The 25,592-nt window shown below is 44.1% G+C and carries 19 protein-coding genes; 15 read left to right on the top strand and 4 right to left on the bottom strand.

Annotation, left to right across the window (positions count from 1 at the left end; translation table 11 throughout):
- Window positions 1–41: 41 nt before the first annotated feature.
- Window positions 42–764: an HAD family hydrolase gene (locus tag IGJ17_RS13560; protein WP_429961524.1), complete on the top strand. Its 723-nt coding sequence runs from the start codon at window positions 42–44 to the stop codon at window positions 762–764.
- Between the two features lie 265 nt (window positions 765–1,029).
- Here the strand turns inward: IGJ17_RS13560 and IGJ17_RS13555 are convergent, their stop codons facing one another.
- Entirely contained in the window at window positions 1,030–1,824 is a 795-nt protein-coding gene (locus IGJ17_RS13555) for a helix-turn-helix domain-containing protein (RefSeq protein ID WP_429961523.1), read from the bottom strand.
- Window positions 1,825–2,090: 266 nt separating this feature from the next.
- Here IGJ17_RS13555 and IGJ17_RS13550 point away from each other — a divergent pair, with 266 nt between their 5' ends.
- The 4 genes from IGJ17_RS13550 (at window position 2,091) to IGJ17_RS13535 (ending at window position 6,903) form a co-directional block, all read left to right on the top strand.
- Window positions 2,091–3,707 (top strand): glycoside hydrolase family 43 protein, encoded by a 1,617-nt coding sequence (locus tag IGJ17_RS13550; protein WP_042890502.1) that lies wholly within the window; start codon window positions 2,091–2,093, stop codon window positions 3,705–3,707.
- Window positions 3,704–5,029 (top strand): ABC transporter substrate-binding protein, encoded by a 1,326-nt coding sequence (locus tag IGJ17_RS13545; protein WP_429961522.1) that lies wholly within the window; start codon window positions 3,704–3,706, stop codon window positions 5,027–5,029. The genes IGJ17_RS13550 and IGJ17_RS13545 overlap by 4 nt, the downstream gene beginning before the upstream one ends.
- 128 nt (window positions 5,030–5,157) lie before the next feature.
- Window positions 5,158–6,069 (top strand): carbohydrate ABC transporter permease, encoded by a 912-nt coding sequence (locus IGJ17_RS13540; protein ID WP_429961521.1) that lies wholly within the window; start codon window positions 5,158–5,160, stop codon window positions 6,067–6,069.
- Window positions 6,070–6,903 (top strand): carbohydrate ABC transporter permease, encoded by an 834-nt coding sequence (locus IGJ17_RS13535; RefSeq protein ID WP_429961520.1) that lies wholly within the window; start codon window positions 6,070–6,072, stop codon window positions 6,901–6,903.
- A gap of 61 nt (window positions 6,904–6,964) precedes the next feature.
- On the opposite strand, the gene IGJ17_RS13530 is transcribed toward IGJ17_RS13535, so the two are convergent.
- Window positions 6,965–8,143, bottom strand: coding sequence for an ROK family transcriptional regulator (locus tag IGJ17_RS13530; RefSeq protein WP_086332668.1), 1,179 nt, complete (start codon window positions 8,141–8,143; stop codon window positions 6,965–6,967).
- Window positions 8,144–8,393: 250 nt separating this feature from the next.
- Here IGJ17_RS13530 and xylB point away from each other — a divergent pair, with 250 nt between their 5' ends.
- The 7 genes from xylB to IGJ17_RS13495 all read left to right on the top strand — a co-directional run bounded on the left by xylB (window position 8,394) and on the right by IGJ17_RS13495 (window position 19,137).
- A complete protein-coding gene (gene xylB / locus IGJ17_RS13525; RefSeq protein ID WP_429961519.1) occupies window positions 8,394–9,890 on the top strand; it encodes a xylulokinase in 1,497 nt (498 codons plus the stop codon).
- Window positions 9,891–10,007: 117 nt separating this feature from the next.
- Window positions 10,008–11,315 carry a xylose isomerase gene (gene xylA, locus IGJ17_RS13520; protein ID WP_008380597.1) on the top strand — a complete coding sequence of 436 codons (1,308 nt, stop codon included), beginning with the start codon at window positions 10,008–10,010 and terminating at the stop codon, window positions 11,313–11,315.
- 141 nt (window positions 11,316–11,456) lie between these two features.
- On the top strand, window positions 11,457–12,923 hold the full coding sequence (locus IGJ17_RS13515; RefSeq protein WP_008380598.1) for a glycoside hydrolase family 1 protein: 1,467 nt from the start codon (window positions 11,457–11,459) through the stop codon (window positions 12,921–12,923).
- 36 nt (window positions 12,924–12,959) lie between these two features.
- Window positions 12,960–14,369 carry a response regulator gene (locus IGJ17_RS13510; protein ID WP_005234063.1) on the top strand — a complete coding sequence of 470 codons (1,410 nt, stop codon included), beginning with the start codon at window positions 12,960–12,962 and terminating at the stop codon, window positions 14,367–14,369.
- A 137-nt stretch (window positions 14,370–14,506) separates the two neighbouring features.
- On the top strand, window positions 14,507–15,406 hold the full coding sequence (locus IGJ17_RS13505; RefSeq protein WP_016612767.1) for an ROK family protein: 900 nt from the start codon (window positions 14,507–14,509) through the stop codon (window positions 15,404–15,406).
- Window positions 15,403–17,673, top strand: a complete 2,271-nt coding sequence (gene yicI / locus IGJ17_RS13500; RefSeq protein WP_429961518.1) for an alpha-xylosidase — start codon at window positions 15,403–15,405, stop codon at window positions 17,671–17,673. Before IGJ17_RS13505 ends, yicI begins: the two co-directional genes overlap by 4 nt.
- Entirely contained in the window at window positions 17,674–19,137 is a 1,464-nt protein-coding gene (locus tag IGJ17_RS13495) for a family 43 glycosylhydrolase (RefSeq protein WP_429961517.1), read from the top strand. It begins immediately after the preceding gene.
- 58 nt (window positions 19,138–19,195) lie between these two features.
- On the opposite strand, the gene IGJ17_RS13490 is transcribed toward IGJ17_RS13495, so the two are convergent.
- Both IGJ17_RS13490 and IGJ17_RS13485 read right to left on the bottom strand, forming a co-directional pair.
- The gene (locus tag IGJ17_RS13490) at window positions 19,196–20,992 is read right to left on the bottom strand and encodes a sensor histidine kinase (RefSeq protein WP_429961516.1); all 1,797 of its coding nucleotides are present in this window, start codon (window positions 20,990–20,992) and stop codon (window positions 19,196–19,198) included.
- Window positions 20,989–21,594, bottom strand: a complete 606-nt coding sequence (locus tag IGJ17_RS13485) for a YesL family protein (protein ID WP_005234068.1) — start codon at window positions 21,592–21,594, stop codon at window positions 20,989–20,991. The genes IGJ17_RS13490 and IGJ17_RS13485 overlap by 4 nt, the downstream gene beginning before the upstream one ends.
- Before the next feature lie 234 nt (window positions 21,595–21,828).
- Here IGJ17_RS13485 and IGJ17_RS13480 point away from each other — a divergent pair, with 234 nt between their 5' ends.
- From IGJ17_RS13480 to IGJ17_RS13470, 3 genes are read left to right on the top strand one after another with little or no spacing between them, the layout of a single operon-like run.
- Window positions 21,829–22,770, top strand: coding sequence for an ABC transporter permease (locus tag IGJ17_RS13480; protein ID WP_429961515.1), 942 nt, complete (start codon window positions 21,829–21,831; stop codon window positions 22,768–22,770).
- Between the two features lie 15 nt (window positions 22,771–22,785).
- On the top strand, window positions 22,786–23,718 hold the full coding sequence (locus IGJ17_RS13475) for a carbohydrate ABC transporter permease (protein WP_005234069.1): 933 nt from the start codon (window positions 22,786–22,788) through the stop codon (window positions 23,716–23,718).
- A gap of 21 nt (window positions 23,719–23,739) precedes the next feature.
- Window positions 23,740–25,488, top strand: coding sequence for an ABC transporter solute-binding protein (locus IGJ17_RS13470; protein ID WP_016612762.1), 1,749 nt, complete (start codon window positions 23,740–23,742; stop codon window positions 25,486–25,488).
- The last annotated feature ends 104 nt before the right edge of the window (window positions 25,489–25,592 follow it).

Raw genomic sequence — 25,592 nt, 5'->3', positions numbered from 1 at the left:
CATTGCTTTTTTATTCGCAGAAAAGCAAAGGAGGCCATAGGATGGAGAAGATAAAACTGGTGATTTTTGATATGGACGGTTTGATGTTTGAAAGAGGTCGGTTAGTTTACCGCGCCTATTTAAGAGCCGCGGAGGAGTATGATTTTGAAGTTTGCCAAGATGTTTATTATTACCTGACTGGCAGAACGGAAGCAGATATTCGTAAAGGGATGCAGGAACTTTATGGCAGTACGGTACCAACGGATCGGTGGCGAGAAGCGATGAATCGTCAGAAAGAAGTGATTTTAGCTGAAGAAAAGCGGGTGTTCAAAAAGCCCGGCCTTCTTGAACTATTGGAAGCATTAAAAAAACAAGATTGCTTGATAGCCGTGGCGTCCTCTTCGTCGAAAGAAAAAATCAAGGCGTATTTTGAAATGGAACAGATGCCAGATTGGTTTGATACGGTGGTTTCTGGGGATCAAGTGCGAAAGGGCAAACCTGATCCAGAAATCTTTCTGACAGCATGCCAACAATTAGGCGTAAAGCCTGAAGCAGCCTTGGTATTAGAAGATTCTCTAGCCGGCATAAGAGCCGCAAAACAAGCCAAGATCCCAGCTTTTCTGATTGCGGATGATTTAAGTGTTTTGCCAGTCAAGAAAAATGGGAAGTATCCTTTGCTTAAACAGCCAAAACTTGAGCAAGAAGTAGCTGCACAGGTGAAAACTTTTTCTGATCTGACGGAAGTCAGAGACTGGCTAGTCGTGAATCATTTTTCTTGGGCTTGATCGATGTTCCAAGAAGCTTCGATAAAGCAAACGGCATTAAGCAAGAACATACGGTGCTGTAAATCAGGCATAGCGTTGCGGAATCGGTAAAACAACAAAGGTTGATTTTGGCAATTGGTTTTTTCCTGCTCATTTCTCTATGAAGAAGGGGAGCGTTAGAACGTTTTTCACTACTTTCTGGGAACGTGGCAAAAGGCTGACTAGAATAACGAGTAAGATTGTAGCAGCTCACTTTATAGGTAAGTGAAGCTGCTTTTTTGTTTTACTATTCCTTCAGCAACGAAAAATGAGCATTGTGTGTTAAGCGGTATTCTTTCGGAGTCAGTGAGGTCAATGCTTTGAAATTTCGATTGAAGGTTCGCACATTTTGAAAGCCAGCCTGTTCTGCTACTTCCGTAATCGGCAAGAGACTATGGGTCAGCAAAAAAGAGGCATGGCGAATTCTTGCTTGATTCAAAAGCCGAGGAAAGGTGCTTTTCAATTTCTCAGTGATCATTCTGGAAACGTAGACGCTACTATAACCGATACTGCTGCTTAGTTTTTCGAGCGTCAGCTCTTTTTTGAAGTGTGACTCGATATAGGCAAGCAGCTGGATCAGGATATCCTCTTGGTTTTTGGCTGGTAGTAAAGTCGTTTGGTGCTCAAAAAGGTAAAGGACTTGATACAGTGCCGATTTTCGTAAATAGAGGGAATCCGTTTCAAATAAAGGATAATACAGCTGATTTGCGACAGACGGATCAATGGTGATAACGGGATCTGACAAAGCGAAATCTTTGGTTTTAGCATAAAAATCTGGAATAAACTCCGGCGAAAAAACCAGAATATGCAGTTGTGATTCCTTAGGGGTTTCGATGGCATGGGTCTGGTAAGGCATGACTAATAACACTTGGCCAGTTGTAAGGACATAGGGACTTTCTTCGATTTTGACAACCGCTTCGCCGTCACTACAAAAAAGCAATTCAAAGGAACGATGAAAATGTTCCATGTAATTAAGCGAGTAGGGATGGTAACTGGAAACGCCTAGGTATTCGCCAAAATGATATTCTTCTAAAATGGTCACGCAATCTTTCCTCCATTTTTTGTCTATCGATGTGTGGAAATCGTCCTGTGAATGATAGCGATTTCATTTTATAATTATGACAGTTCAGCTGAAGAAAGTAAATAGAACAATGATTAGTGAATATTTTTAAAATGGACTGCAGTAACAAGTTTCTTTTTTTAGTTAGGTATATTAGTAAAGAAAACTTACTAACTGAAAGAAGTTCATTCCTACTGACTCTCAGTTGAATCATAAAATGCCAAAAAGGGAAAGAGGAGGAAATTTTTTTGATTACCAATCCGATACTAACAGGCTTTCATCCAGACCCGAGTATTTGTCGTGCAGGAGAAGATTATTACATTGCTACGTCGACCTTTGAATGGTTTCCAGGTGTGCGCATCTTCCATTCGAAGGATTTGAAGAACTGGCGCTTGATCAGTACACCAGTCAATCGTGTCAGTCAGTTGAATATGCTGGGAAATCCTGATTCTGGGGGCGTTTGGGCGCCAAACTTAAGTTACAGTGATGGTCGTTTTTGGTTGATTTATTCAGATGTCAAAACACAATCCAATAGCTGGAAAGATGTGAACAATTATTTGATCACCTGTGAAACCATTGATGGGGATTGGTCAGAACCAATCTATATGAATTCTTCTGGTTTCGATCCCTCTTTATTTCATGACGATGACGGCAAAAAATATTTTCTGAACATGGTCTGGGATTATCGCCCGACAAATCATTCCTTTTATGGGATCGTTCTCCAAGAGTTTGATTGGCAAGCCAAGAAATTGGTGGGGCAGCCCAAAATTATCTTCAAAGGAACAGAGCGCAAATTGACTGAAGCACCGGTCATGTATAAAGTGAACGGCTATTATTATTTATTAACGGCAGAAGGTGGCACCCAGTTTGAACATGCAAGTACCATCGCTCGTGGGACACACATCGAAGGCCCCTATGAAGTTCATCCTCAAAACCCTCTGATTAGTTCATGGGGACAGCCAGAGATCCCGCTACAAAAAGCCGGTCATGGTTCATTTGTGAAAACGCAGACCGATGAATGGTATTTTGTTCACTTAACAGGACGAGCGCTGAAGTATCCAGAAACGCCCCTCTTAGAAAATCGCGGCTATTGCCCGCTCGGACGAGAAACAGCGATCCAGTCTGTTTACTGGGAAAATGATTGGCCGTATATCACAGGCGGAAACTTTCCAAAAGCGGAGGTCCCACAGCCACAGCTGCCCGAACATCCGTGGGAAACAGAATCAGGCTTTGATGATTTTGAAGAGGTGTCGTTGGCACCAGTGTTTCAAACCTTGCGGATTCCTTTTTCTGAGGAGATCGGTAGTTTGACCGCACGACCAGGGTACTTGCGCTTGTATGGCCGAGAGTCATTCAATTCCTTATTCCATCAAGCACTGGTGGCAAGGAGATGGAGCGATTTTCGTTTTGAAGCAACGACTGCCGTCGAATTTTCGCCGACCTCGTTTCTACAGTTGGCAGGCATGACGAATTACTACAATACACAAAATTGGTCGGCGATCTACATCACTCATGATGAGAGGAAAGGAAAAATCATCACTGTATTGGCAAGCGAAAAGGGCCAACTGAAGAGCCAAAAAGTATCAAAAGTTGTGATACCAGCCGATGTACAAACAGTCTACTTCAAAACGATCGTTAATTATGCCCACTATCAATACGCGTACTCCTTTGATCAAAAAGAGTGGCAGGTCATCGATCAGCTATTTGACAGCTTGCAATTGTCTGACGACTATGTGGCAGAACATTACGGTGGGTTCTTTACGGGGGCTTTTGTGGGGATGTTTGCGATCGATACGACTGGCAATCGTTTGGCGGCTGATTTTGATTCATTTGACTATCAAAAAATCGAGGAGGAAGAAAGATGAAAAATTGGAAACGGGTCTTACAAACAGCGTCAGTGGCGGGCTTAGCGGCTTTTATGCTTAGTGGCTGCGGGAATGGTTCAGGAAACAGCGGCTCGGATAACAGCGCATCAGGAAGTAGTGGCAAGGATGAACTCGTGGTTTGGACCTTTACTTCAGAATTGTCAACGATGATCAATGATTACTATTTGCCGGCGCATGACGATTTGGCCTATGACATTCGGATCGTGGAGATTCCTTCTGACCAATTCGAGACCAAGCTCGATCCGATTCTCGGTTCCAAAGATGCACCAGATGTGATTGCTTTAGAATCTGCCTTTGTCAAAAAATATGTGGAATCAGGGATGATGGCAGACCTTGGTTCACTGGGACTTGATGAAGCCGCGGCAGATACGTATCAATATGTCAAAGACGTAGGAACTTCAAAAGACGGGGTTCTTCATGCCTTGGCTTGGCAAGCTGCTCCTGGCGGGTTTTATTACCGGGCGTCGATGGCAGAAGAGCTGCTAGGGGTCGATGATCCAGCGGCTGCGCAAGCGGCCTTGTCAGACTACGACAAGTTCTATGAGGAAGCCAAAGCAGTCAAAGAAAAAAGTGGTGGAACCACCTATATGATCTCTAGTGTCCAAGATTTGGCGAAGCCTTTTTATGGTCAACGCGAACATGGCTGGGTTGAAGACGGTAAATTAGTGATTGACGACAGTTTGTATGATTTGTTGGATATATCACGAAAATTTGTAGAAGAAGGCCTGACACAAGATACAGAAGGACAATCAGAAGCTTGGTTTGCTGGAATGAATAGCGACAATGTATTCGGTTATAGTTTGCCGACATGGGGGCTGCACTATTGGTTAAAACCAAATGCGACAGCTGCCGATAACTCCAGCTCAACAGAAGGGGACTGGCGCATGATCCAAGGACCGTCGTCGTGGTTCTGGGGCGGCACATGGATCGGTGCTACGGCAAATTCTGAGATGCAAGAAGAAGCGGCGCAATTGGTGGCTTACTTGACCACAGATCAAGCATTTTTAAAACAATGGGCCGAAGATACCGGTGATTTTGTATCGAATGAGCGAGTCGTTGAAGAAATTAAAAGCGAATACCAAGAGGAATTTTTAGGCGGTCAAAACCACTATGCAGAATTTGCCGATATGGTTCAAGACATCAACGCGAAAATTCTGACCGAGTATGACCAGACGATTGAAACCCTCTTTACGGATAGTTGTTTGACACCATATTCAAAAGGTGAAGTGGATCAGGAAACGGCGATCCAAAACTTTAAAGATGCGGTCGTCAATGCTTATCCAGATGTTCAAGTAGATTAGGTGTTGTTGAAACCGGCACCGAAGACGGGGTCGGTTTCAATCTTTTCTAGGTACTACGCGCTGCTTAAAGGGCTTGTCTTTACAGGCAGAAGTTGACAGTGGAAGAAAAAAATATCAGGGGGATTACGATGCAGAATAAGAGAAGATTTGAACAGTATCATCGCTATGGGCTATTATTTATCGCACCATTTTTTCTAGCATTCTTGGTTTTTCAGCTTTATCCAATTCTCTATACGATTTACCTGAGCTTTACAGATCTAAAAGGGTGGAATCCAGCTGCCAATCTTGTCGGACTGGATAACTATTTTGCGATTTTTCGCAACCCGTTATTTTTAAAATCGATCAGCAATACCTTTATTTTGTGGGGCGTAAACTTTGTCCCTCAAATTGGCTTGGCTTTGTTGTTGGCGGCATGGTTTACCAATATCAAGCTGCTCTTGCGAGGGAAAGGCTTCTTCAAAGTCGCTTTTTACTTACCCAACATCATTACTGCGGCTTCAGTAGCAATCTTATTTTTTGTTTTGTTCAGTTTTCCGTTAGGTCCGATCAACCTAGTCTTGCAGCATTTCGGTGTTTTGGACCAGCCCTATGACTTTTTCCGTAGTGAAACGGGCACTCGGCTGATCGTTTCCTTTATCCAATTTTGGATGTGGTATGGTCAGACAACGATCGTTTTGGTTTCGGGCATTTTGAGCATTGATGATGCTCTTTTTGAATCAGCAATGGTCGATGGAGCCAATGATGGTCAAATTTTCCGCAAGATCACGCTGCCTTTGTTAAAACCAATCTTGCTTTATACATTGGTGACGTCCTTGATAGGCGGCTTGCAAATGTTCGACATTCCTTTTTTGCTGACAAACGGTAATCCCAACAATAGTGTCTTAACAATCACGATGTTCATCTACAACCAGGCCTTTACCGGGAGTCGGAATTTCAACGTTGCCGCAACCGCGTCGGTACTATTATTGGTACTTTCAATCGTATTAAGCACGTTATTGTTTCAATTTTTCAAAGAAAACAGCAAAGTGGGGCGAAAATAAATGGAAAATAGCTATCGAGCAAAACGATTGTTGATCTATGTCTTTTTGGTGTTGCTGACCATCCTAAGTATTCTGCCCTTTTGGGTCGTCTTAGTCAATGCAACCCGTTCAGCGGACCAGATCCAGCAAGGGCTGTCCTTGTGGCCCGGCGGTAATCTCCAATACAACTGGTCCGTCTTAATGGGCAGAGGCTTCAATGTTTTCAATGGGTTTAAAAATAGTTTCCTGATTGCTGCTGGTGCTACCGTTCTCAATGTGTATTTTTCGGCGCTGACGGCTTATGGCGTGATCGCCTATGAATTTCGTGGCAAGAAAGTCCTGTTTGCTGTCATTCTTGGGCTGATCATGATTCCTCAGCAAATCAGCATGATCGGTTTTTATCAATTTATGAATCGCTTAGGGCTCTTAAATAATTTTCTGCCATTGATTTTACCAGCGATCGCATCACCCGCGACCGTTTTTTTCTTAAAGCAATACTTAGAAACGATCTATCATCCTGATTTGGCAGATTCTGCTCGTCTAGACGGAGCCGGCGAAATCAAAATTTTCCATCGCATCATGTTGCCCTTGATGAAACCGGGCTTAGCTACCATGGCGATTTTCTCGTTCGTGACCTCGTGGAATAATTTCTTGATGCCCTTGATCTTGATCAACGATACGGAAAAGTATACGTTGCCGATGCTGGTCCAATTGTTGAAAACTGATGTTTACCGTACTGAATTTGGCAGTATGTATCTAGGGATCTCATTAAGTATTATTCCTTTACTGCTGATTTACCTGTTTCTATCGAAATACATCGTGGGCGGTGTGACGGCTGGCGGAATCAAAGGATAGCGAGACCCTTTTACCAAAAGAAAACACTGGACTGAGTTTTCAGTCCAGCATTCATTTACATTTAACGGATCGCACGGGAGAGATCAAGTGCCGCAAAGCGCAAATCGTTGATATTCAAGAAATGTTTTGCCACTAGAACGTTGCCGCCAAACAGCGGGGCTTGATCGCCTAATCGACTGTTTTTGATCTTCGTGTTTTTGGTGAACTGACTGGTCAATTTTTGCTGCAGCGCCAGTAATAAATCAGGAATTTTGCGATAGACTGAGCTGTTGATATAGACTTCTTCGGGATCAGAAAAAGTGATGACATTGTTTAGCCCAATACTAAGAAACTCAACATTTTGTTGCGCCAATTCGACTGCTGATTTTTCTCCGGCATGATAGGCTTGTGCAAAGGTATCCGAATTAACGAACGCAGTTTTTGTATAGTGACTGTAGGTGTCAAACAAGACTTTGTTCGACGCATATTGCTCTAAGCAGCCTCGATTGCCGCAAGGGCACAAGTTGCCGTGAGGAAAGAGCGTAGAATGACCAACTTCCCCCGCCATGCCGTGAGTACCGGTTTGCAGCTGCCCATCAACGATGATTCCGACACCGATCCCACTATGGACGCTGACGCTCAGTAAATTCGTGGAATCAGAAGAAAAACAGTACTCGCCTAAAGCCGTCAGATTGGCTTCGTTCTCTATATAGACCGCCGTATTGTATTTTTGGCTCAAAGGGGCGATCAAATCAAAGTGTTCCAAGTCGTAGTAGGGGGCAAAGGTGATCGTCTGATTGTGAACGATACCGTGGATCGCCAAACAGATTCCTACTAATCCATGAGTGGTTTGCGGCATTTGCGGCCAAAATTCTTTCATCATGGAATCGATCGTCGCCAGTACATTTTCTTTGGTGATCAATTCATGGGAATGGTCGGCGGAGGCGATCATCTCGCCATTGATATAAGAAAGCATTCCACGAACATAGTTATAGCCGATGTCAAAGGTAACAGCTAAGCTGCTTCGGTGATTGAATTGCAATTGAATCGGTTTGCGACCACCGATCGAAGTGGAATCCCCAATGCCGACTTCGCGAACGAAGTCCGTGTCGATCAGTTTTTTGGTTATTTGAGAAACAGACGCTTTATTGAGATGGGTCAAATTTGACACTTCCGCTCGTGACACATTTTCATTGTCAATGATCGTCTTCAATACAGCCGCTTCATTTTGTTCGCGTATGCCCATTTTATTGATAATCATGTGTTCTCCTCTTCATAGATGTGATTAGTGTTAGTTTACCGTGCAAATTAATATTGTGCAAGCTGAAGAATAAAGAAAAGAGGAAGAATGCAAGATCAGCAGTTTGAGAACGAAAAACCATGAAAGATTCGTTGAAAGCGCTTGACAGAAATGCGAGAATCGTTTACTATCCAATTAGTTAGTTTTGAATGCTAATTAACCGATTGAGAGGCAATGGTTAACTGCTTCAAACAGAGGAAGGAGAGAAGAGATGGCTTATTTTTTAGGGTTGGATCTAGGAACAAGTGCGTTAAAAGGCTTAGTTTTTGATCAAACCGGGGAACTCCAAGGAACAGCAAGTGTTGACTATCCATTGTCATCCCCTAGACCGGGGTTCAGTGAGCAAGAGCCGGTGCATTGGCAAGAGGCGGCAGATAAGGTAATCAAAACCTTGATCCAGCAGCTTCCAAAGCTGCAGAAGGAATTGATCGGCATCAGCTTTTCCGGGCAAATGCATAGTCTTGTTTTATTGGATGAAGAAAACCGAGTCATTCGCCCGGCAATATTATGGAATGACGTTCGAACCACCAAACAATGTCAAGCGATCATGGCATCCTTTGGAGAGGAAATAAAAGCAATCACCAAGAATGTTGCTTTGGAAGGGTTCACCTTACCCAAAATTTTATGGGTCCAAGAACACGAGCCTGAACATTGGCAACAAGTTCGTCACATGATGCTGCCAAAAGACTACTTGGCTTTTTGGCTGACTGGTAACTATTCGATGGATTATTCTGATGCGGCGGGTACGTTACTGCTGGATATCGAAAAGAAGTGCTGGTCTGAAGCCATTCTAGAAAAATTCGCAATCGCATCGGATATACTGCCGCCGCTTTTTGAATCAGCAGCGCCTGTAGGGCAAATGCGAAAAGAACTGCAAGAAGCCTTTGGCTTTGAACAAGAGGTGACGATCTATGCAGGTGGCGCAGACAATGCCTGTGCTACATTAGGTTCAGGGATCATCGCCGAAGGTGTCGGCATGGTGTCGATAGGCACTAGCGGTGTGTTCTTATCCTTTGAAAAAGCGCAAGAGGTTGATTATCAAGGCGATCTACACCTTTTCCGTCATGCGATCAAAGACAAGTTGTATTCAATGGGGGTCACGTTAGCCGCTGGAAATTCCTTAAGCTGGTATCGTGATACGTTTGCCCCAAACCAATCGTTTCAGGAATTGCTTTCAGCGATCAGTGAGGTAAAACCGGGGGCAGAAGGCCTGCTGTTTACGCCTTATATCGTGGGCGAACGCACACCACATACCGACAGCCAAATCAGGGGAAGTTTTATTGGTATTGACACACGGCATCGCGAAAAGCATTTCAGTCGTGCCGTCTTAGAAGGGATCACCTTCTCTCTGAAAGATTCCCAAATGATCATGGAAGAACGAGCACAGCGGAAATTCACCCAGATCGTTTCTGTGGGGGGCGGTGCGAAAAATGCCGAATGGCTGCAAATGCAAGCCGATATTTTTAATGCAGAAATGCTGACTTTATCTACTGAACAAGGTCCAGGTATGGGCGCAGCAATGCTGGCAGCAATCGGCAGCGGCATTTATCCAGATGCGGCCGCTTGTGTTAACGCCTTTGTCAAATACAGCAAGGCCATTGCACCGATTCCTGAAAATGTCGCCAAATACCAAGAAATCTATGCGATCTACCGGACCGTCTACCAGCAAACCGCGCCTATCTGCCATGCGTTGGCGCAGATCGAATAGCATAATGGCAGCAGAAAATCTGCTTGATCAAAGCGAGGAATCGTTTTTGGTTCTAAATGATTGGAACTAAGTAAGTTAGTTTATTACACTAAAAAACATAAAATGGAGGCAACAACAATGACTTATTTCCCAGAGATCGAAAAAATCCGCTACGAAGGTCCTAAAACAGACAATATGTTTGCATTTCGCCATTACGATGCCGAAGAAGTTGTTTTAGGCAAGAAAATGAAAGATCATCTACGTTTTGCAATCGCCTATTGGCATACGATGACGCAAGACGGCTCTGATCCTTTCGGCGCACCCGTCAACAAACGGACGTGGATCGGTGACACCGAAATGGAAACGGCGAAAAATCGAGTAGAAGCTTTTTTTGAGATTTGCGAAAAATTAGGGGCAGAGTTCTTCTGTTTCCATGATGTTGACGTGGCACCTGCGGGAGAAACGTTAGAAGAATTTTTCCAAAACTTAGACGAAATCACCGATTTGATCAAAGAAAAAATGGAACAAACGGGGATCAAACTATTATGGAATACAGCAAATATGTTCTCACACCCTCGTTTCAACAACGGCGCTGCTTCCACCAATAATGCGGAAGTTTACGCGTATGCAGCAGCCCAAGTTAAAAAAGGCTTAGATATCTCGAAAAAATTAGGCGGTGAAAACTATGTCTTCTGGGGCGGCCGTGAAGGCTATGAAACCTTGTTGAATACAGACATGAAATTTGAACAAGACAACATCGCCCGTCTATTCAAAATGGCGATCGCTTATGGCGAAAAAATCGGTCATAAACCGCAGTTCTTATTAGAGCCGAAACCAAAAGAACCATCAAAGCACCAATATGATTTTGATGCAGCGACAACGATGGCCTTCATTCAGCACTACGGCTTAGAAGGAGATTTCAAATTAAACCTAGAAGCCAATCATGCAACATTAGCTGGCCATACCTTTGAACATGAAATCGCCGTTGCCCGTAGCTATAACGCATTAGGATCACTGGATGCCAACCAAGGAGATATGCTGTTAGGATGGGATACGGATGAATTTCCAACCAACGTTTTTGACTCGACACTCGCTTTATACGAAGTCTTAGAAAACGGCGGCATCGCACCGGGAGGAATCAACTTCGATTCTAAAGTCCGTCGTTCGTCATTTGAAATGGAAGATCTGTTGTTAGCCCACATCGCTGGTATGGATACATATGCCCGAGCGTTAAAAGCAGCAGCGAAGCTGAAAGAAGACCGCTTCTTAGACGAGTTGAAGGAAAAACGGTACGCCTCGTTCCAAGAAGGCATCGGAGCGAAGATCGTTGCTGATGAGGAAAACTTAGAAACACTGACAGATTACGCATTGGCGCATGATCAAATCGAATTAGAATCCAGCCACATTGAATATGTGAAATCTCGTTTGAATGATTACCTGTTTTAATAAGAAACGACTGTCGTTCTGAGGAGCGACAGTTTTTTCACCTAAAAAATATCTTTTGGCAATTGTTACGAATCAACCAAATTATGATACGATAAAATGTAACCGATTTAACTCGGTTTAGGAATTGAAGGAGGCAACTTGATGTTTCACACAAACTTAGATCCTTTCCCAGAAAACTTCTTATGGGGGGCGGCTTCGGCGGCCTATCAAATTGAAGGTGCATGGGCAGAAGACGGCAAAGGTCCGTCGATTTGGGATACCTATGCCCAAATTCCCGGCAATACCTTTGAGGAAACCAACGGCAAAGTGGCGATCGATCACTACCATCGATACAAAGAAGATGTTGCCTTGATGAAGCAAATGGGCTTGAAAGCCTATCGCTTCAGCGTGGCGTGGTCGCGAATCGTGCCTGATGGCGAAGGTGCGGTCAATGAAGCTGGTGTGGCGTTTTACGAAAAGCTGGTGGACGAATTGCTTCGGCAAGGAGTAGAACCGATTTTGACGCTGTATCATTGGGATCTTCCTCAGGCTTTGCAAGACAAATACCAAGGATGGGAGGGACGAGAAACAGCAGCGGCATTTGAACGGTATTGCCGAATCCTTTTTGAACGCTTAGGAAAGAAAGTCACCTATTGGGTCACCATGAATGAACAAAATGTCTTCACTTCTCTTGGGTACCGTTGGGCGGCACATCCACCGGGCTTGAAGGACTTAAAACGGATGTATGCAGCCAATCATATCATCAACCTTGCCAATGCAAAGGCAATTAATTTGTTCCATGAGCTGGTTCCACAGGGCAAGATTGGTCCAAGTTTTGGCTATGGTCCGATGTATCCGTTTAGCTGTGACCCAGAAGATGTGCTGGCTGCAGAAAATGGCGAAGCCTTCAACAACGCGTGGTTTTTAGATGTCTATTGCAAAGGCGAATACCCGAAATTTGTCTACAAGCAATTAGCCAAAGTCGGTCTGGCTCCTGAAGTCACTCCAGAAGATCAAGCACTATTAAAACAGGCAAAACCTGACTTCTTAGGGATCAATTACTATCACGGTGGAACGGCCCAACAAAACAATTTGCAAAAGCAGTCAGCTGAAAAGAAAGAATTTTCTAAAGTCGATCCGTATTTGATGCAAGCGGCAGCTGGCGAGTTCTCACCAGAAGAAACCATGTTTGCGACGGCGGAAAATCCCCACTTGAAAAAAACAGATTGGGGCTGGGAGATCGATCCCGTTGGTTTCCGTGTAGCCTTGCGACGTATCCAAGCCAATTATGACTTGCCGATTTTTATTACTGAAAATGGGTTAGGCGCCATCGATCAATTGACAGAAGACAAACAGATCCATGATCCATACCGCATTACCTATTTGCAGGAACATCTGGTGGAACTGCAAAAGGCTATCACGGATGGGGTTGAGCTGATCGGCTATTGTGCTTGGTCCTTTACAGATCTACTAAGTTGGTTGAATGGATACCAAAAACGCTATGGGTTTGTTTATGTCGATCGCGACAATCAAAACGAACGTCAGTTGGCGCGCATCCCGAAGGATAGTTTTTATTGGTATCAAGAGGTGATTCGCACCAATGGGGCAAGTTTGACAAGTGAAACATGATGTAACGAAGGAGTAGCTGAAAATGGAGGTTGGAAAATGCGTAAAGTGTTGATCGTTGATGATGAAGCATCGATCCGAAATGGACTGCCTCTGATCATCGATTGGGAACGTCTGGGGTATCAAATCGTCGGGTCGGCGGAAAACGGCGAAGCTGGCTTGGCAATGATCCGCGAATTGAAGCCAGACGTTGTGATCGCTGATATCCGTATGCCGGGAAAAAATGGTCTTGAGATGGTGCAAGCAGCATCGGAGGAAGGGCTTTTGTTTTTTGCCATTATTTTGTCCGGCTACTCAGATTTTGACTATGCCAAGCAAGCGTTGCAACTGGGCGCTGTGACCTATTTGCTGAAACCAGTTGATGAAGAAGAGCTGATCGGTATTTTGACGAAAATCGATCAAAAAGCCAAGACCGATCAGCAGAAAAATCAGAAGAGTCAGTTGATGGAGAAATTGTTTGGCGGGGATCAAACGGGGATCAAAGACGCACAAGCCATCAAGCTATTGCGACTTTCCGAGGAGGCAGATGCCCAAAAGCTGGTTGAGAAATTGCAGGAGCAAGTGGCGCAAGTCATCACCTTGATCCATCGGCATCATCGGTATTTGGTTTTGTTAAACGAGGAACGCTTTCCCGACGAGGCGATCGATGCGTGGTGCCGCAAAAAAATGGCTCATCAAGAGATCTTGATCTCCCGCTGGTTTGCGGCGCAAGAGAACTTGAAGCCATTGATGATCGATATCCAGACATTAAGTAAATTGATTTTCTTATTTCCCAATCAAGTCATTTCTCACCATGTTTTGGATACGACCCAAGAAGCAGAAGAACGAAGCGATTTGCGTGAAGAATTAGTAAAAGCGATTTTGGCAAACGATCCGTTGGAACAGCCGTTATTCCGCTATTATCAAACCTTTTATCATTTATTGGCATTGGAAGAAGAGATCAAATGGCAAGTCAATGGCGACATCGAATGGCTGCAGCATCAAATCAGTGAAAAAGTAGCATTAGCGATCGAATGGTCAACAGACGAAGTGCATCAGCAGATTTTTCTCGCCCAAACGTTTCCGATGCTACAAGAGGTGATCACCGAAAAACTAGCAGACTTGCAAGCAACAGTCGCCAGCAGTTTGAACCAAATCGATATCATTGCAGAATTGATCCAATACACAAAAAAGCATTATCAAGAAGATTTGACCTTGAAAAAAATCGGGGAACGTTTCAATTACAATAGTGCCTATCTAGGCAAGAAGTTTCGCAAAGAAACCGGTAAAAATTATTTGGCGTTCTTGGATGAAGTACGAATGGAAAAAGCGGTGGAAATCTTACGTCATTCCAATCTAATGGTCTACGAAGTTGCTGAATTGGTGGGCTACAGCAATGTTGATTATTTCTATAAAAAGTTCAAACAATACCATCGGGTTTCACCGAATGAGTTTCGGAAAAATGAATAACCACAAAGATGTCCGTGATTTTCTACGGACATCTATTTTTTAGGGTAACGATGACTAAATTGCTTGGTAGGCTTTCTTTTTTTTCTTTTATATAATTTAAATGAAACTGTAAGCGCTTTTTGAACGGAGGAGGAGAAATGACAGATGTACGCCTGTGCTTTGATGTAGGCGGGACCTATATCAAATTCGGGGTTTTTACCGAGAAGAATCAATGGCTGGATCGAGGCAAAATCAAAACCCCGAGTAATACGCGGGATGAATTTTTTGCTGCCTTAGCTGCCAAAATACAAGAAGTCGAGCAAGCGCATGTTATCGAAGGGATCGGGCTGAGTTTTCCTGGTTTCATTGATTCAGTCAATGGCCGAGCGATCATGGCGGGGGCGTTGGCTCCTTTACACGGCTGTGCTGTCGTACAAGAGCTACAGCAGCGTTTAACCAAGCCCTATCCGATCTGGATCGAAAATGATGCGAAATGTGCTGCTTTAGCAGAACTTTCGACCGGAAATGCTGCTGACGTACAAGATTTTGTCATGATCACATTAGGCACCGGTATTGGTGGCGCGCTCGTTCATCAGCGCCAGTTGATTCACGGAAATGGGTTTCGGGCAGGAGAATTCGGAATGATGATCACTGATTTTCAAGCATCTTCTTTTGCGACCCTCCATGATCTAGCTTCAACGAGAGGGCTGATTGCTGCCTATCGACGAGCAAAAGCGATTCCTGAATCAGAGGAGATTTTAGGAGAAACCATCATGCAGCAGCGGTCGAGTGATCCTGAAACGCAGGAGATTCTGAAACAGTGGGCACATTATGTCGCACTTGCGATTTACAATCTAGCTGTCACGATGAATCCCGAAAGAATACTGATCGGCGGCGGCATCAGCCAAAACCCTGATCTATTAGCTATAATCAAACAAGCAATCAATGAGAACCCCCATTGGCCGGACTTCCAAGTGCCGATCGAGACTTGTCGTTACTATAATGATTCTGGTCTGTTAGGGGCGTTGACATTGATCCAACAAGGAGGAAAAAAATGAAATTTTCAGATGGCGGTTGGTTATTTCGTGAAGGATTTGATGTGAAATTTGCGGTGCATGTCTACGATGCCCGTAAAGAAGAAAACAAATTGGTCTTATATCTGCCTTATAGCTATGTCGGGCATAAAGGGGCAACACTGGATGGCGGATTGTTAACGATGGAAGTCACTACCCCTAGAACCAATATCATTGGGATCACCCTCTACAATTATAAAGGGGTCCAAGCCAAAGCCCCCAACTTTGAATTGATGACAGAAGAGATCACTCCTGGTATTTCAGAGGATGAGCAATCATATGTTTTTCGCTCGGGAGACTTGCAAGTCGTGATCAGCAAAGAGGAAAATGTGACAGTTTCGTTTTATTACAAAGAACAGCTGATTACCCAAAGCAAACCTCGCAGCAAAGCCTTAGTGATTGATCCGCAAGCAAATACCCATATCAGCGAACAGTTGACCCTGGATGTGGGAGAAACGATCTATGGTTTAGGGGAACGCTTTACTAATTTCGTGAAAAATGGCCAAAGTGTTGATATTTGGAATGCCGACGGGGGCACTGGTACGGAGCAAGCTTACAAAAATATTCCGTTTTATGTAAGTAATAAAGGGTATGGCGTCTTTGTCAATTCACCCGACCGGGTGCAATTTGAAGTGGGGAGTGAAAAAGTTTCTCGTGTTCAATTCAGCAATCCAGGACAAACGCTGCAGTACTTTGTGATCGCCGGTGATGAGTTAAAACAAGTGATCCAGCGCTACACTGATTTGACGGGGAAACCGTCGCTGCCACCTGCGTGGTCCTTTGGGTTGTGGCTAAGTACCTCGTTCTTGACGGATTATGATGAACAAACCGTAACATCTTTTGTAGACGGTATGGCAGAACGTGAGATTCCCCTTGAGGTCTTTCATTTTGACTGCTTATGGATGAAGGAATACGAGTGGTGCAACTTCACGTGGGACGAACGAACTTTCCCAGAACCGGAAAAAATGCTGCAGCGCTTGAAAGCCAAAGGATTGAAAATCTGTGTCTGGATCAATCCTTACATTGGGCAAAAATCACCCTTGTTTGACGAAGGGATGGCCAATGGCTACTTTTTGAAACGCGCCAATGGAGATGTCTGGCAATGGGACAAATGGCAAGCAGGTTTGGCGATCGTCGACTTCACCAACCCTGAAGCGGTCGCTTGGTACAATAGCAAGCTGCGTACCTTATTAGACATGGGTGTGGATTGCTTCAAAACGGATTTTGGTGAACGGATTCCCACCGATGCGGTGTACTATGACGGCTCTGATCCAGAAAAAATGCACAATTATTACGCCTACCTATACAATAAAGTCGTCTTTGACTTGCTGAAAGAAGTCAAGGGAGCAGAAGAAGCCATCGTTTTTGCGCGGGCAGCTTCGGTTGGTTCGCAACGCTTGCCTGTACACTGGGGTGGCGACAGTACCTCAGATTATCCATCAATGGCAGAGTCACTGCGGGCAGGTCTGTCCTTTGGGTTAGGCGGCTTTGGATATTGGAGCCACGATATCTCAGGGTTTGAAGCTGGCTCAACCCCAGACCTTTACAAGCGCTGGACACAATTTGGTCTGCTGTCTTCCCATAGCCGTTACCATGGCAGCTGGGAATACAAAGTGCCTTGGGTTTATGACGACGAAGCCGTGGCGGTAGCCAAAGCCTTTACCAAGTTAAAATTGTCCTTGATGCCTTACTTACAAGCTCAATCGGTGCTAACCGCCCAAACGGGGATTCCGATGATGCGGGCGATGGTCTTAGAGTTTCCTGAAGACGAGATGACCCATCATTTGGATCGCCAATACATGCTGGGGGAACACCTTTTAGTTGCGCCCATTTTTAATGATCAAGGAACGGTCTCCTTTTACGTACCGAAGACGAAGGGGCATTGGATCGACTATTTATCTGGCAAAGCTTACGAGGGCGGACGTTGGTACCAAGAAACCTATGATTATTTCCACTTGCCACTGTTAGTCCGACCAAATCAACTGATTATCGAAGGCCATGAACAAACCAAAGCAGTCTATGACTATGCCGAACATCCAACGATCCATCTCTTTGATCCGCAAGACAAGACCGCTACGGCTATCTATGATCACCACGGTGAGTGGATTGGCGAGGTGGCTGTTGAAAGAGTCGATCAAGAACTGATCGTCAAGCTGACAGGGATCCAGCAAGCATCCTTGCAGATTCACACGACTGCTGGAAAAACGATCCATAAGCTGACGGCTGACCAAACCACGATAAAGGAGTTCTAGATGCCGATGCGAACCATCACGAATCCAATTTTACCTGGATTTCATCCAGATCCCAGTATTTGCCGTGTCGGTGAAGACTTTTATCTGGTGACGAGTACTTTTGAATATTTTCCTGGATTACCAATTTATCACAGTAAAAACTTGGCAGACTGGCAGCTGATTGGTCATGGACTTTCGCGACCTGAGCAGCTGCAGTTATCGACGAAAAATCCCAATGCTTTTGGTCTGTATGCCCCAACCTTGCGTTTTATCAAGGACCGCTTTTACCTCGTTTGTACCAACGTTGGGGCAAACGAAGGAAGAGAAGGCAACTTTCTGATCTGGACAGATGACATCGCCGGTGAATGGTCTGACCCGATTTGGCTGGACACCCCTGGGATCGACCCGACGATTTTCGCAGATGACGATGGGCAGACCTATTACTTAGGCACCCATAAGGAGATCTATCTGCGGACGATCAATTTGGCTTCTGGAGAATTAGGTCCGCGCCAAAACATTTGGACAGGCAGCGGAGCGGCTGATCCAGAAGGCCCCCACTTGTATAAAAAAGACGGCTATTACTACCTGTTGATCTCCGAAGGTGGAACGTCCTATGGTCATATGCTGACCATGGCCCGCAGTCGTTCCTTGACGGGCCCCTATGAAGCATGCCCCAACAATCCAGTGATGACCAATCGCAGCACGAATCTGCCGCTGCAAGCTACAGGGCATGCGGACCTCGTGCAAGATACCCAAGGCAACTGGTGGGCAGTTTGTCTGGCAGTACGCCCCATCAGCTATCCTTTGAGGCATTTGCTAGGTCGGGAAACATGCCTGCTACCGGTGGACTGGTCAAACCCATGGCCGGTGTTTGGCGAGGAAGGTCACTTGCCAGAAATCATTCAGGTAGACACAGCGGCGGCACCAAAGGAAACACAAAAGAAGAGCAGCAAGCCTGATTACGTGACTTTATTCGAATGGGACCCGACGTTGATTGAAGAAGAGCCATATGGCTTCTTGCTGCATCCTAATCAGACGGGTCTGTCCGATCAAGGCAAACTCGCCGCAGTGTTCCAACGGCAAACCGCCTTTGAGCAACAATTTCAGGCAACCTTTGATTGTCGGCAACTAACGGATGGGCAAGCAGGATTGACGGTTTTCTTAAATGCCACCCATCACTATGAGGGATACCTAGAAAAAACGGCGTCCAGTCAGCAGCTAGTTTTCCGCCGACAAATCGGTTCCTTATGGAAAGTGGAAAAGAAACTGCCTTATGCAGCGGATACAGTCACCTTGCAGCTGAGCGCCGATAAAGAAACCTATCGTTTTTCTGTTCTTGATGAACAAGGACAAGCACAGCCTTTAGGCAGTGGAGAAACAAAATATCTGACCACTGAGGTCGGTGGTGTCTTTACTGGAATCATGGTGGGCTGTTACGCCAGTGCTTCTTCACCACAACAAACCGTTCGTGTGCGGGATTTCTAATCAATCAAAAGCCCCCCTTCGATTTCTGAAACAGGAATCGAAGGGGGGCTTTACTGTTTTAGCGAGGAGAAAATGAATCTTGGCTTAGATCGTGGATCCGCAAGGTAACTTGTGTGCCACTGCCCAGCACACTCTCGATCGTCAAGCCGTATTCAGGTCCATAAAACATTTTGACCCGATGATTGACGTTGGCTAGCCCAATGTTCTTTTTGGCATGGGTGGAGGGCGTCTTGATTTTTTGCTGCAAGCCTTCGAGTTTTTCTGGCGGTATCCCGCTGCCGTTGTCTTGTACCACGATCACCAGATCATGGCCGTCTTTGGTGATCGTCAAACGGACAAACCCTGGATAGGTGATGCCTTCCAAGCCATGGGAGATGGCGTTTTCCACCAATGGTTGAATCAGGAGGGGCAATATTTGGACTTCTTTTTGGTCGATCTCATTGGAGACTGAATAGGAAAAGTTGACTCGATCGCCAAAGCGCATCCGCTGGATCTTGACATATACGTGAACGGCATCTAAGGACTCTTCTAAACTCGTTCGCTTGGTTCCGTGGGCTTCTAGCGTATAGCGCATCGATTTTGCCAGTAATTTGATGGCGTAAACGACGTCAGAATTGCCGGAAGTCAGCGCCATCATGCGAATCGTTTCTAACGTGTTGAACAAAAAGTGGGGATTGATCTGCCCCGCTAAGATATTAAATTCCATTTGCTGTTGTTGAGTCAACAGCTCTTGCTGCGCCAGACGCGAACGGTAGATCTCTTCTTCTTTTTTCTTGATTCGTTGAATGATCTTATGGAAATCAAGAGAGATCTGAGAAATTTCGTCTTCGCCACTAATATTTTGAAAGAAATCATAATCCTCGATCGAGGCAAAGTAGACCGCCTGCTGCAGTTGAGAAATTCGTTTGGTAAAGAATCGAGCAAACAGAAAGACGATGATGAAAGTAGTGATCAAAATCACCAAAACGATCGTGCTCCAACGGATCAGATTGGCGCGTAGATTGCTATAGGCATTTGTATCCGCACTATAAATTGTGATGATGTCTTCTTTGTTACTCATGGGTAAGGTGCTTTTGGTGAGCATCACCTTGGTACCATCATCTTTTAAAAAGGCAGCACTCGTTTGCGGCTCAGAAAGAGTCGTAAGCTGTCCCGGTTCACCGACTTGATTGATTTTGTCGCTATAAAAGATGACATCATCATTTAACTGTAATTCCAATTCATAGGATGAATTACGAAGTCGGTTGCTGAGATAATTATAATCGACTTGGATCTCCAAAACGGCAGTTTCTTTTGATAAAGGCAAAGGCAACGTTTTATAAAGACTCAAACGATTTGCTTTGTAATCCTCTGGCATCGTCATCAAAAAAGCATCGGGTTGCTTGAGGGCTCGTTGGTACCAGGCGGTCGCTTGAATTGTGTCATCTGCCTGTTGAAAATATTTATAGTTCGGAATGGTTTGATTCGTCGTATAGATAGTTAATTTCGCAATCGAGGTTTGAAGATTTCTGATCTCATCTAGCTGATCATAGCTATTGATGTCCACGATCGCTTCTTGGTCGTCAAGGTAATTTGCAGTTAAAAGCTGACGTAGATGAGTATCGTTTGATAAGGAACTCGCCGTGTTGGTCAGCGTGTTTGTTGTATCAAAAAGAACAGATTTGACACGCTGAGCATTCAACTCTGCCAAGTGTTGGTAATTGCCTGTCAGCTGCTTGGTTGAATCGTAGACCAATAAGAGACCAATAGTCACTGTGGATAAAAAAACAACAGGCAGATAAAGAATGAATAATTGTCGCCGAATGGAAAACTGACTCAGACGACGAAAAAGTGAGAGATGACTGATTTTTTTCATGCTTGCTGATTACGAAAGATGGAAAGCAACAGGAACGAACTACAATAAATAACGAAAGAAAAACCAAAAATCAACAAGAGGAATTTAAACAACGGAAATAAAACAACAAAACAAAACGCAGCGATAGGAATAAGCGCGAGGGCTAACGAACGGATAGGGTCCGCGATCGGTAACAGAAACGCGTTTTTTAATGTTTGCCTAAAGCTGTTTTCATAACGTCCAATTAACGCGAGGCAATAGACTAACACAATAAACAGATAAATAGCTGTAACAATTAGAACGAAGGCAAAAATACTGGCAAGAATGGTTTTTGAGGAAAACCAAAACAAGCTACTATACAGTAGTGCTACCATGGGCAATCCAAGAAGGAGAAAACTACCGGTGGCTTTCATAAAGTTTGCTCGTAGCGCTCGGACATAGCCCACGATCAATTCACCACGCTCTTCATCCGCATAACGAATCGTCACTTCATAAAGGGCAGCTGTCGCAGCTCCAATCGTAATAATTGGCAAACAGCTAATGATATATAGTAAATTTAACAATGTGAATTGTGAAAAAACGGTGGTTATTTTGTACAGTTGACCATCAGGATTGTACTTCATTTTTATCCCTCCAAAATTGATATATTCCTATAGTACTCGCAAAAAACAAATTTTGAAAGCCTTACCATTTAGGTGTCTTTTATCTGAAACCTTGATATATCAGTATTCTTTATAAATAAAAGAAAAATAAAGTCTAAAATGTACGGATTGACCTCTATTTTTAACAGGTGGCAAATAAGATTTCAGGTGCTAGTATTAAAAATGTAAAAGCGGTTACAAAAAAGGGGGAGGAAAATGGAAAGTAAATTAAGCAGTGTCCCAAGAAAAAATAAGCGGGTGACACGAGAAGGGAAGATTTTGTTTTTATGTATCGTTCCCTTCCTGATTCTCGTGTTTTTGTTCTCTTATTTTCCTTTGCACGGATGGATTTATTCACTTTATGATTACAAACCAGCATTAGGTTTAGCGCGCAGCGAGTTTGTAGGCTTCAAATGGTTTCGACTTCTTGTCTCTAGTCCAACACAAGTGGATCAGATCGTACAAGTAATGAAAAACACCTTTGCCATGAGTTTTTTAGGGATCACCACTTCGATCCTACCAGTAGGCTTCGCCATTTTACTGAACGAAATCAAGTGCAAATGGTTTAAAAACTTGGTCCAAACGCTGACCACGCTGCCAAATTTTATCAGTTGGGTTTTGGTGTATACGATCGCCTTTAGCTTGTTTTCTTCAACAGGGCTGGTAAACACGTTGCTGCAAGAATGGGGCTTCGTTACTGATCCAGTCAAATTTTTGGATAGCGGCAATCATACATGGCTGATGATGTGTCTTTGGAATATTTGGAAAGGCTTGGGCTGGGGTGCCATCATGTATCTGGCAGGCATTTCAGGAATTGACCCCGAATTGTATGAATCGGCACGAATCGATGGGGCGAATCGTTTCCGTCTGATGCGTCATATCACACTACCTGCCTTGATGCCGACGTTCCTTGTGATGCTGATGCTGTCTATCGCCAACTTGCTGAACAACGGGATGGATCAGTACTTTGTTTTCCAAAATGCATTCAATCGAAATACGATCCAAGTCCTCGATTTGTATGTCTACAATTTAGGGATGGGCGGAAATAGTCTATCTCTGGCTACCGCGATCAGTATGCTAAAAAGTGTCATTTCTGTTGCCTTGTTAGCCATCGTCAATATTGCTTCGAAAAAAATTCGGGGGACTTCCATTATTTAGGAGAGGAGGATATCTATGGAACTATCGATTAGTGAAAAGAAAAAGGCGAAAAAAGTACCCAAACGTGAAAACCTGACGTTTAGTATCCTCAATTATACCTTTTTCTTTCTGATTACGTTGATTTGCGCGTATCCTTTTTATTACTTGATTATTAATTCAATCAGTAATAATGAGTTGAGTGCGTTAGGACAAATTCGCTTTTTTCCACAAGAGATCCATTTTGAAAACTACAGTCAAGTGTTACAACTAAAAGGGTTGCCATTAGCCGCAACCGTTTCGGTGGCTAGAACGGTGATCGGAACAGCAGCAACCGTCTTAGCTTCAGCCTTCTTAGGCTTTATGTTTACCCAAGAAAAAATGTGGAAACGAAAATTTTGGTATCGCTTTGTCGTGATTACAATGTATTTCAATGCAGGGCTGATTCCATTATTCATCACGATGAAGACATTAGGTTTAACGAATAATTTTTGGGTCTATATTTTGCCGGCTGTCGTTCAGCCTTTTAACATCATCTTAGTGAAAACCTATATTGAGTCAATCCCCAAATCGTTGCAAGAAGCAGCTGAAATGGATGGAGCTGGCATCATTCAAGTATTCTTTCGGGTAATTTTACCCAACTGTACGCCGATTTTAGCAACAGTCGCGATCTTCTCGGCAGTTGGTCAATGGAATTCTTTCCAAGATACACTGATTTACATTACGGATCAAAGTCTCTACTCCTTGCAATACCTTCTTTATACGTATATCAATCAAGCCAATTCGTTGGCACAAATGGTCAAAAATACATCGGGATCACTTTCCAGTATCGCTTCAGCTGCAACAACGCAGACACCGACTTCGATTCGCATGACCGTTTCAGTCATTGTTGTTTTACCAATCATGTTTATTTATCCGCTTTTCCAGAAATATTTTGTCAAAGGAATTATGTTGGGTGCGGTGAAAGGTTAATAAAAAGAAAGAGGGAAGAAAATGAAAAAAATGTCGAAATATGTAACAACAGGTTTGTTAGGCATGACATTGCTAGGTAGTTTAGCCGGCTGTGGAGGAGCGGCTGACTCTGACACAGACGCTGCTTCCAGCGAAAGTGGCTACGATGAAACGATCACGATCGATGTCTATAATGGGCTAGCCAACTATATGGGGATGCAAGAAGGTTGGTTTGCCAAAATCGTGCGGGATAAATTCAATATGGAATTGAACATCATCGCACCAAACGTTGCTGGAAACGGAGACACTCTTTATCAAACGAGGACGGCAGCAGGTGATTTGGGCGATTTGATCATTGTTGATAATGGCCAACAATACAACGAATTGGTTGAAGCTGGTTTGTTGACCGATGCGAGCGAGTATTATGAAACTATGGAAAATGTTCAGCGCTTCGATGCGGCTGTTCAAAATCTAAACAAAGATGCCGATGGTCTATATGGCTTTCCAACTTCCGTTTCTACATTAAAAGCCACCGATCCTTCAGAAGGATTAGATCCTACATTTGGTGCTTATGTGCGTTGGGATCTTTATGGGGAGCAAGGATATCCAGAAATCGGTACATTGGAAGACCTGCTTCCTGTGATTCAAAAAATGCAAGAAGACAATCCAACAACAGATTCTGGGAAAAAAGTTTATGGGTTTTCTCTATTCAGCGATTGGGACGGCAACATGATGAATGCAGGCAAACAGCTGGTCACCTACTATGGGTACGATGAATCAGGTTTTGTCTTGGCAAAAGCGGATGGTTCTGATTATCAAAGCATTCTCGATAGTGATTCTGAATATATTCGCGCACTTAAGTTTTATTTCCAAGCCAATCAAATGGGCTTAGTGGATCCAGAATCAACGACGCAAAATTACGATACACTTTTTGCCAAATTCCAAGAAGGACAAGTCTTATTCTCATGGTGGCCTTGGTTAGGTCAAGCGGCTTTTAATACGACTACGAACTTGAATGAAGGAAAAGGCTTTATGTTGGCACCGATTCAAGACCAAAAAATCTTCTCTTATGGTGCGGAAGTTTACGGTGGCAAACAATTTATCGGGATCGGTTCAAATGCCGAAGACCCAGAGCGAATCGCAGCCTTCATTGACTGGCTCTACTCTTCAGAAGGCGTGTTAGCAAATTCTTCTCAAACAAGCGGTAGTAGTGGCCCTGAAGGCTTAACTTGGGAAATGAAAGATGGCGAGCCTGTCTTAACTGAGTTTGGGAAACAAGCGTTGCTAGATGGCGATGGGGATGTGCCAGAAGAATATGGTGGCGGAAGTTACAAAGATGGTGTATCCGCGCTAAACGTCAATACGGTATTACCGATCGATATCAATCCTGATACCGGCTTCCCATATGCTTATACGATGTGGGAAAGCTATCAAAATGAAACAACCGATCCTGTAAAAGAAGATTGGTCAAAAAATATGGGTGGTGCAGAATCGACCATTGGCTATTTAGAGGAGAACGACCAATTGTTAGTTGCCCCTGGTGCCAGCTATGTAGCGCCAGAAGATAGTTCGGAGATCTCTACGTTGCGGAACCAAGCCAAAGCGACAATCATCGAGTACTCTTGGCGAATGGTTTTTGCCAAAGATGAAGCAGAATTTGACCAATTGCTAAAAGAAATGCAAGAAACAGCAGACGGCTTAGGCTATCAAACAGTGCTAGAATTTGACATGAATAATGCGAAAGATCAAAACGAAAAACGGGTAGAAGTAGCGAAAGAATTTGGGGACTAATCAAAAACAAAGAATCATAAAAATGGTTGGTCAACGGTTCCTTGACAAAAGTGAGTAAACAGCGTTTGGTTAAGCAATCACTTAAGAAGATTGATCCAGCACCA

Origin of the sequence: Enterococcus sp. DIV1096b, from assembly GCF_050498765.1 — a bacterium.
Lineage (GTDB): Bacteria > Bacillota > Bacilli > Lactobacillales > Enterococcaceae > Enterococcus_D > Enterococcus_D entomosocium.
Note: the sequence above shows the minus strand (reverse complement) of the source record. Positions and strands in the feature narration are given on the sequence as shown.

Excerpts from the sequence above, each read along its gene's own strand:
- IGJ17_RS13560 (WP_429961524.1), top strand. The coding sequence starts at position 42 with ATGGAGAAGATAAAACTGGTGATTTTTGATATGGACGGTTTGATGTTT.
- IGJ17_RS13545 (WP_429961522.1), top strand. The coding sequence starts at position 3,704 with ATGAAAAATTGGAAACGGGTCTTACAAACAGCGTCAGTGGCGGGCTTA.
- IGJ17_RS13540 (WP_429961521.1), top strand. The coding sequence starts at position 5,158 with ATGCAGAATAAGAGAAGATTTGAACAGTATCATCGCTATGGGCTATTA.
- IGJ17_RS13535 (WP_429961520.1), top strand. The coding sequence starts at position 6,070 with ATGGAAAATAGCTATCGAGCAAAACGATTGTTGATCTATGTCTTTTTG.
- IGJ17_RS13530 (WP_086332668.1), bottom strand. The coding sequence starts at position 8,143 with ATGATTATCAATAAAATGGGCATACGCGAACAAAATGAAGCGGCTGTA.
- xylB (WP_429961519.1), top strand. The coding sequence starts at position 8,394 with ATGGCTTATTTTTTAGGGTTGGATCTAGGAACAAGTGCGTTAAAAGGC.
- xylA (WP_008380597.1), top strand. The coding sequence starts at position 10,008 with ATGACTTATTTCCCAGAGATCGAAAAAATCCGCTACGAAGGTCCTAAA.
- IGJ17_RS13515 (WP_008380598.1), top strand. The coding sequence starts at position 11,457 with ATGTTTCACACAAACTTAGATCCTTTCCCAGAAAACTTCTTATGGGGG.
- IGJ17_RS13510 (WP_005234063.1), top strand. The coding sequence starts at position 12,960 with ATGCGTAAAGTGTTGATCGTTGATGATGAAGCATCGATCCGAAATGGA.
- IGJ17_RS13505 (WP_016612767.1), top strand. The coding sequence starts at position 14,507 with ATGACAGATGTACGCCTGTGCTTTGATGTAGGCGGGACCTATATCAAA.
- yicI (WP_429961518.1), top strand. The coding sequence starts at position 15,403 with ATGAAATTTTCAGATGGCGGTTGGTTATTTCGTGAAGGATTTGATGTG.
- IGJ17_RS13495 (WP_429961517.1), top strand. The coding sequence starts at position 17,674 with ATGCCGATGCGAACCATCACGAATCCAATTTTACCTGGATTTCATCCA.
- IGJ17_RS13490 (WP_429961516.1), bottom strand. The coding sequence starts at position 20,992 with ATGAAAAAAATCAGTCATCTCTCACTTTTTCGTCGTCTGAGTCAGTTT.
- IGJ17_RS13485 (WP_005234068.1), bottom strand. The coding sequence starts at position 21,594 with ATGAAGTACAATCCTGATGGTCAACTGTACAAAATAACCACCGTTTTT.
- IGJ17_RS13480 (WP_429961515.1), top strand. The coding sequence starts at position 21,829 with ATGGAAAGTAAATTAAGCAGTGTCCCAAGAAAAAATAAGCGGGTGACA.
- IGJ17_RS13475 (WP_005234069.1), top strand. The coding sequence starts at position 22,786 with ATGGAACTATCGATTAGTGAAAAGAAAAAGGCGAAAAAAGTACCCAAA.
- IGJ17_RS13470 (WP_016612762.1), top strand. The coding sequence starts at position 23,740 with ATGAAAAAAATGTCGAAATATGTAACAACAGGTTTGTTAGGCATGACA.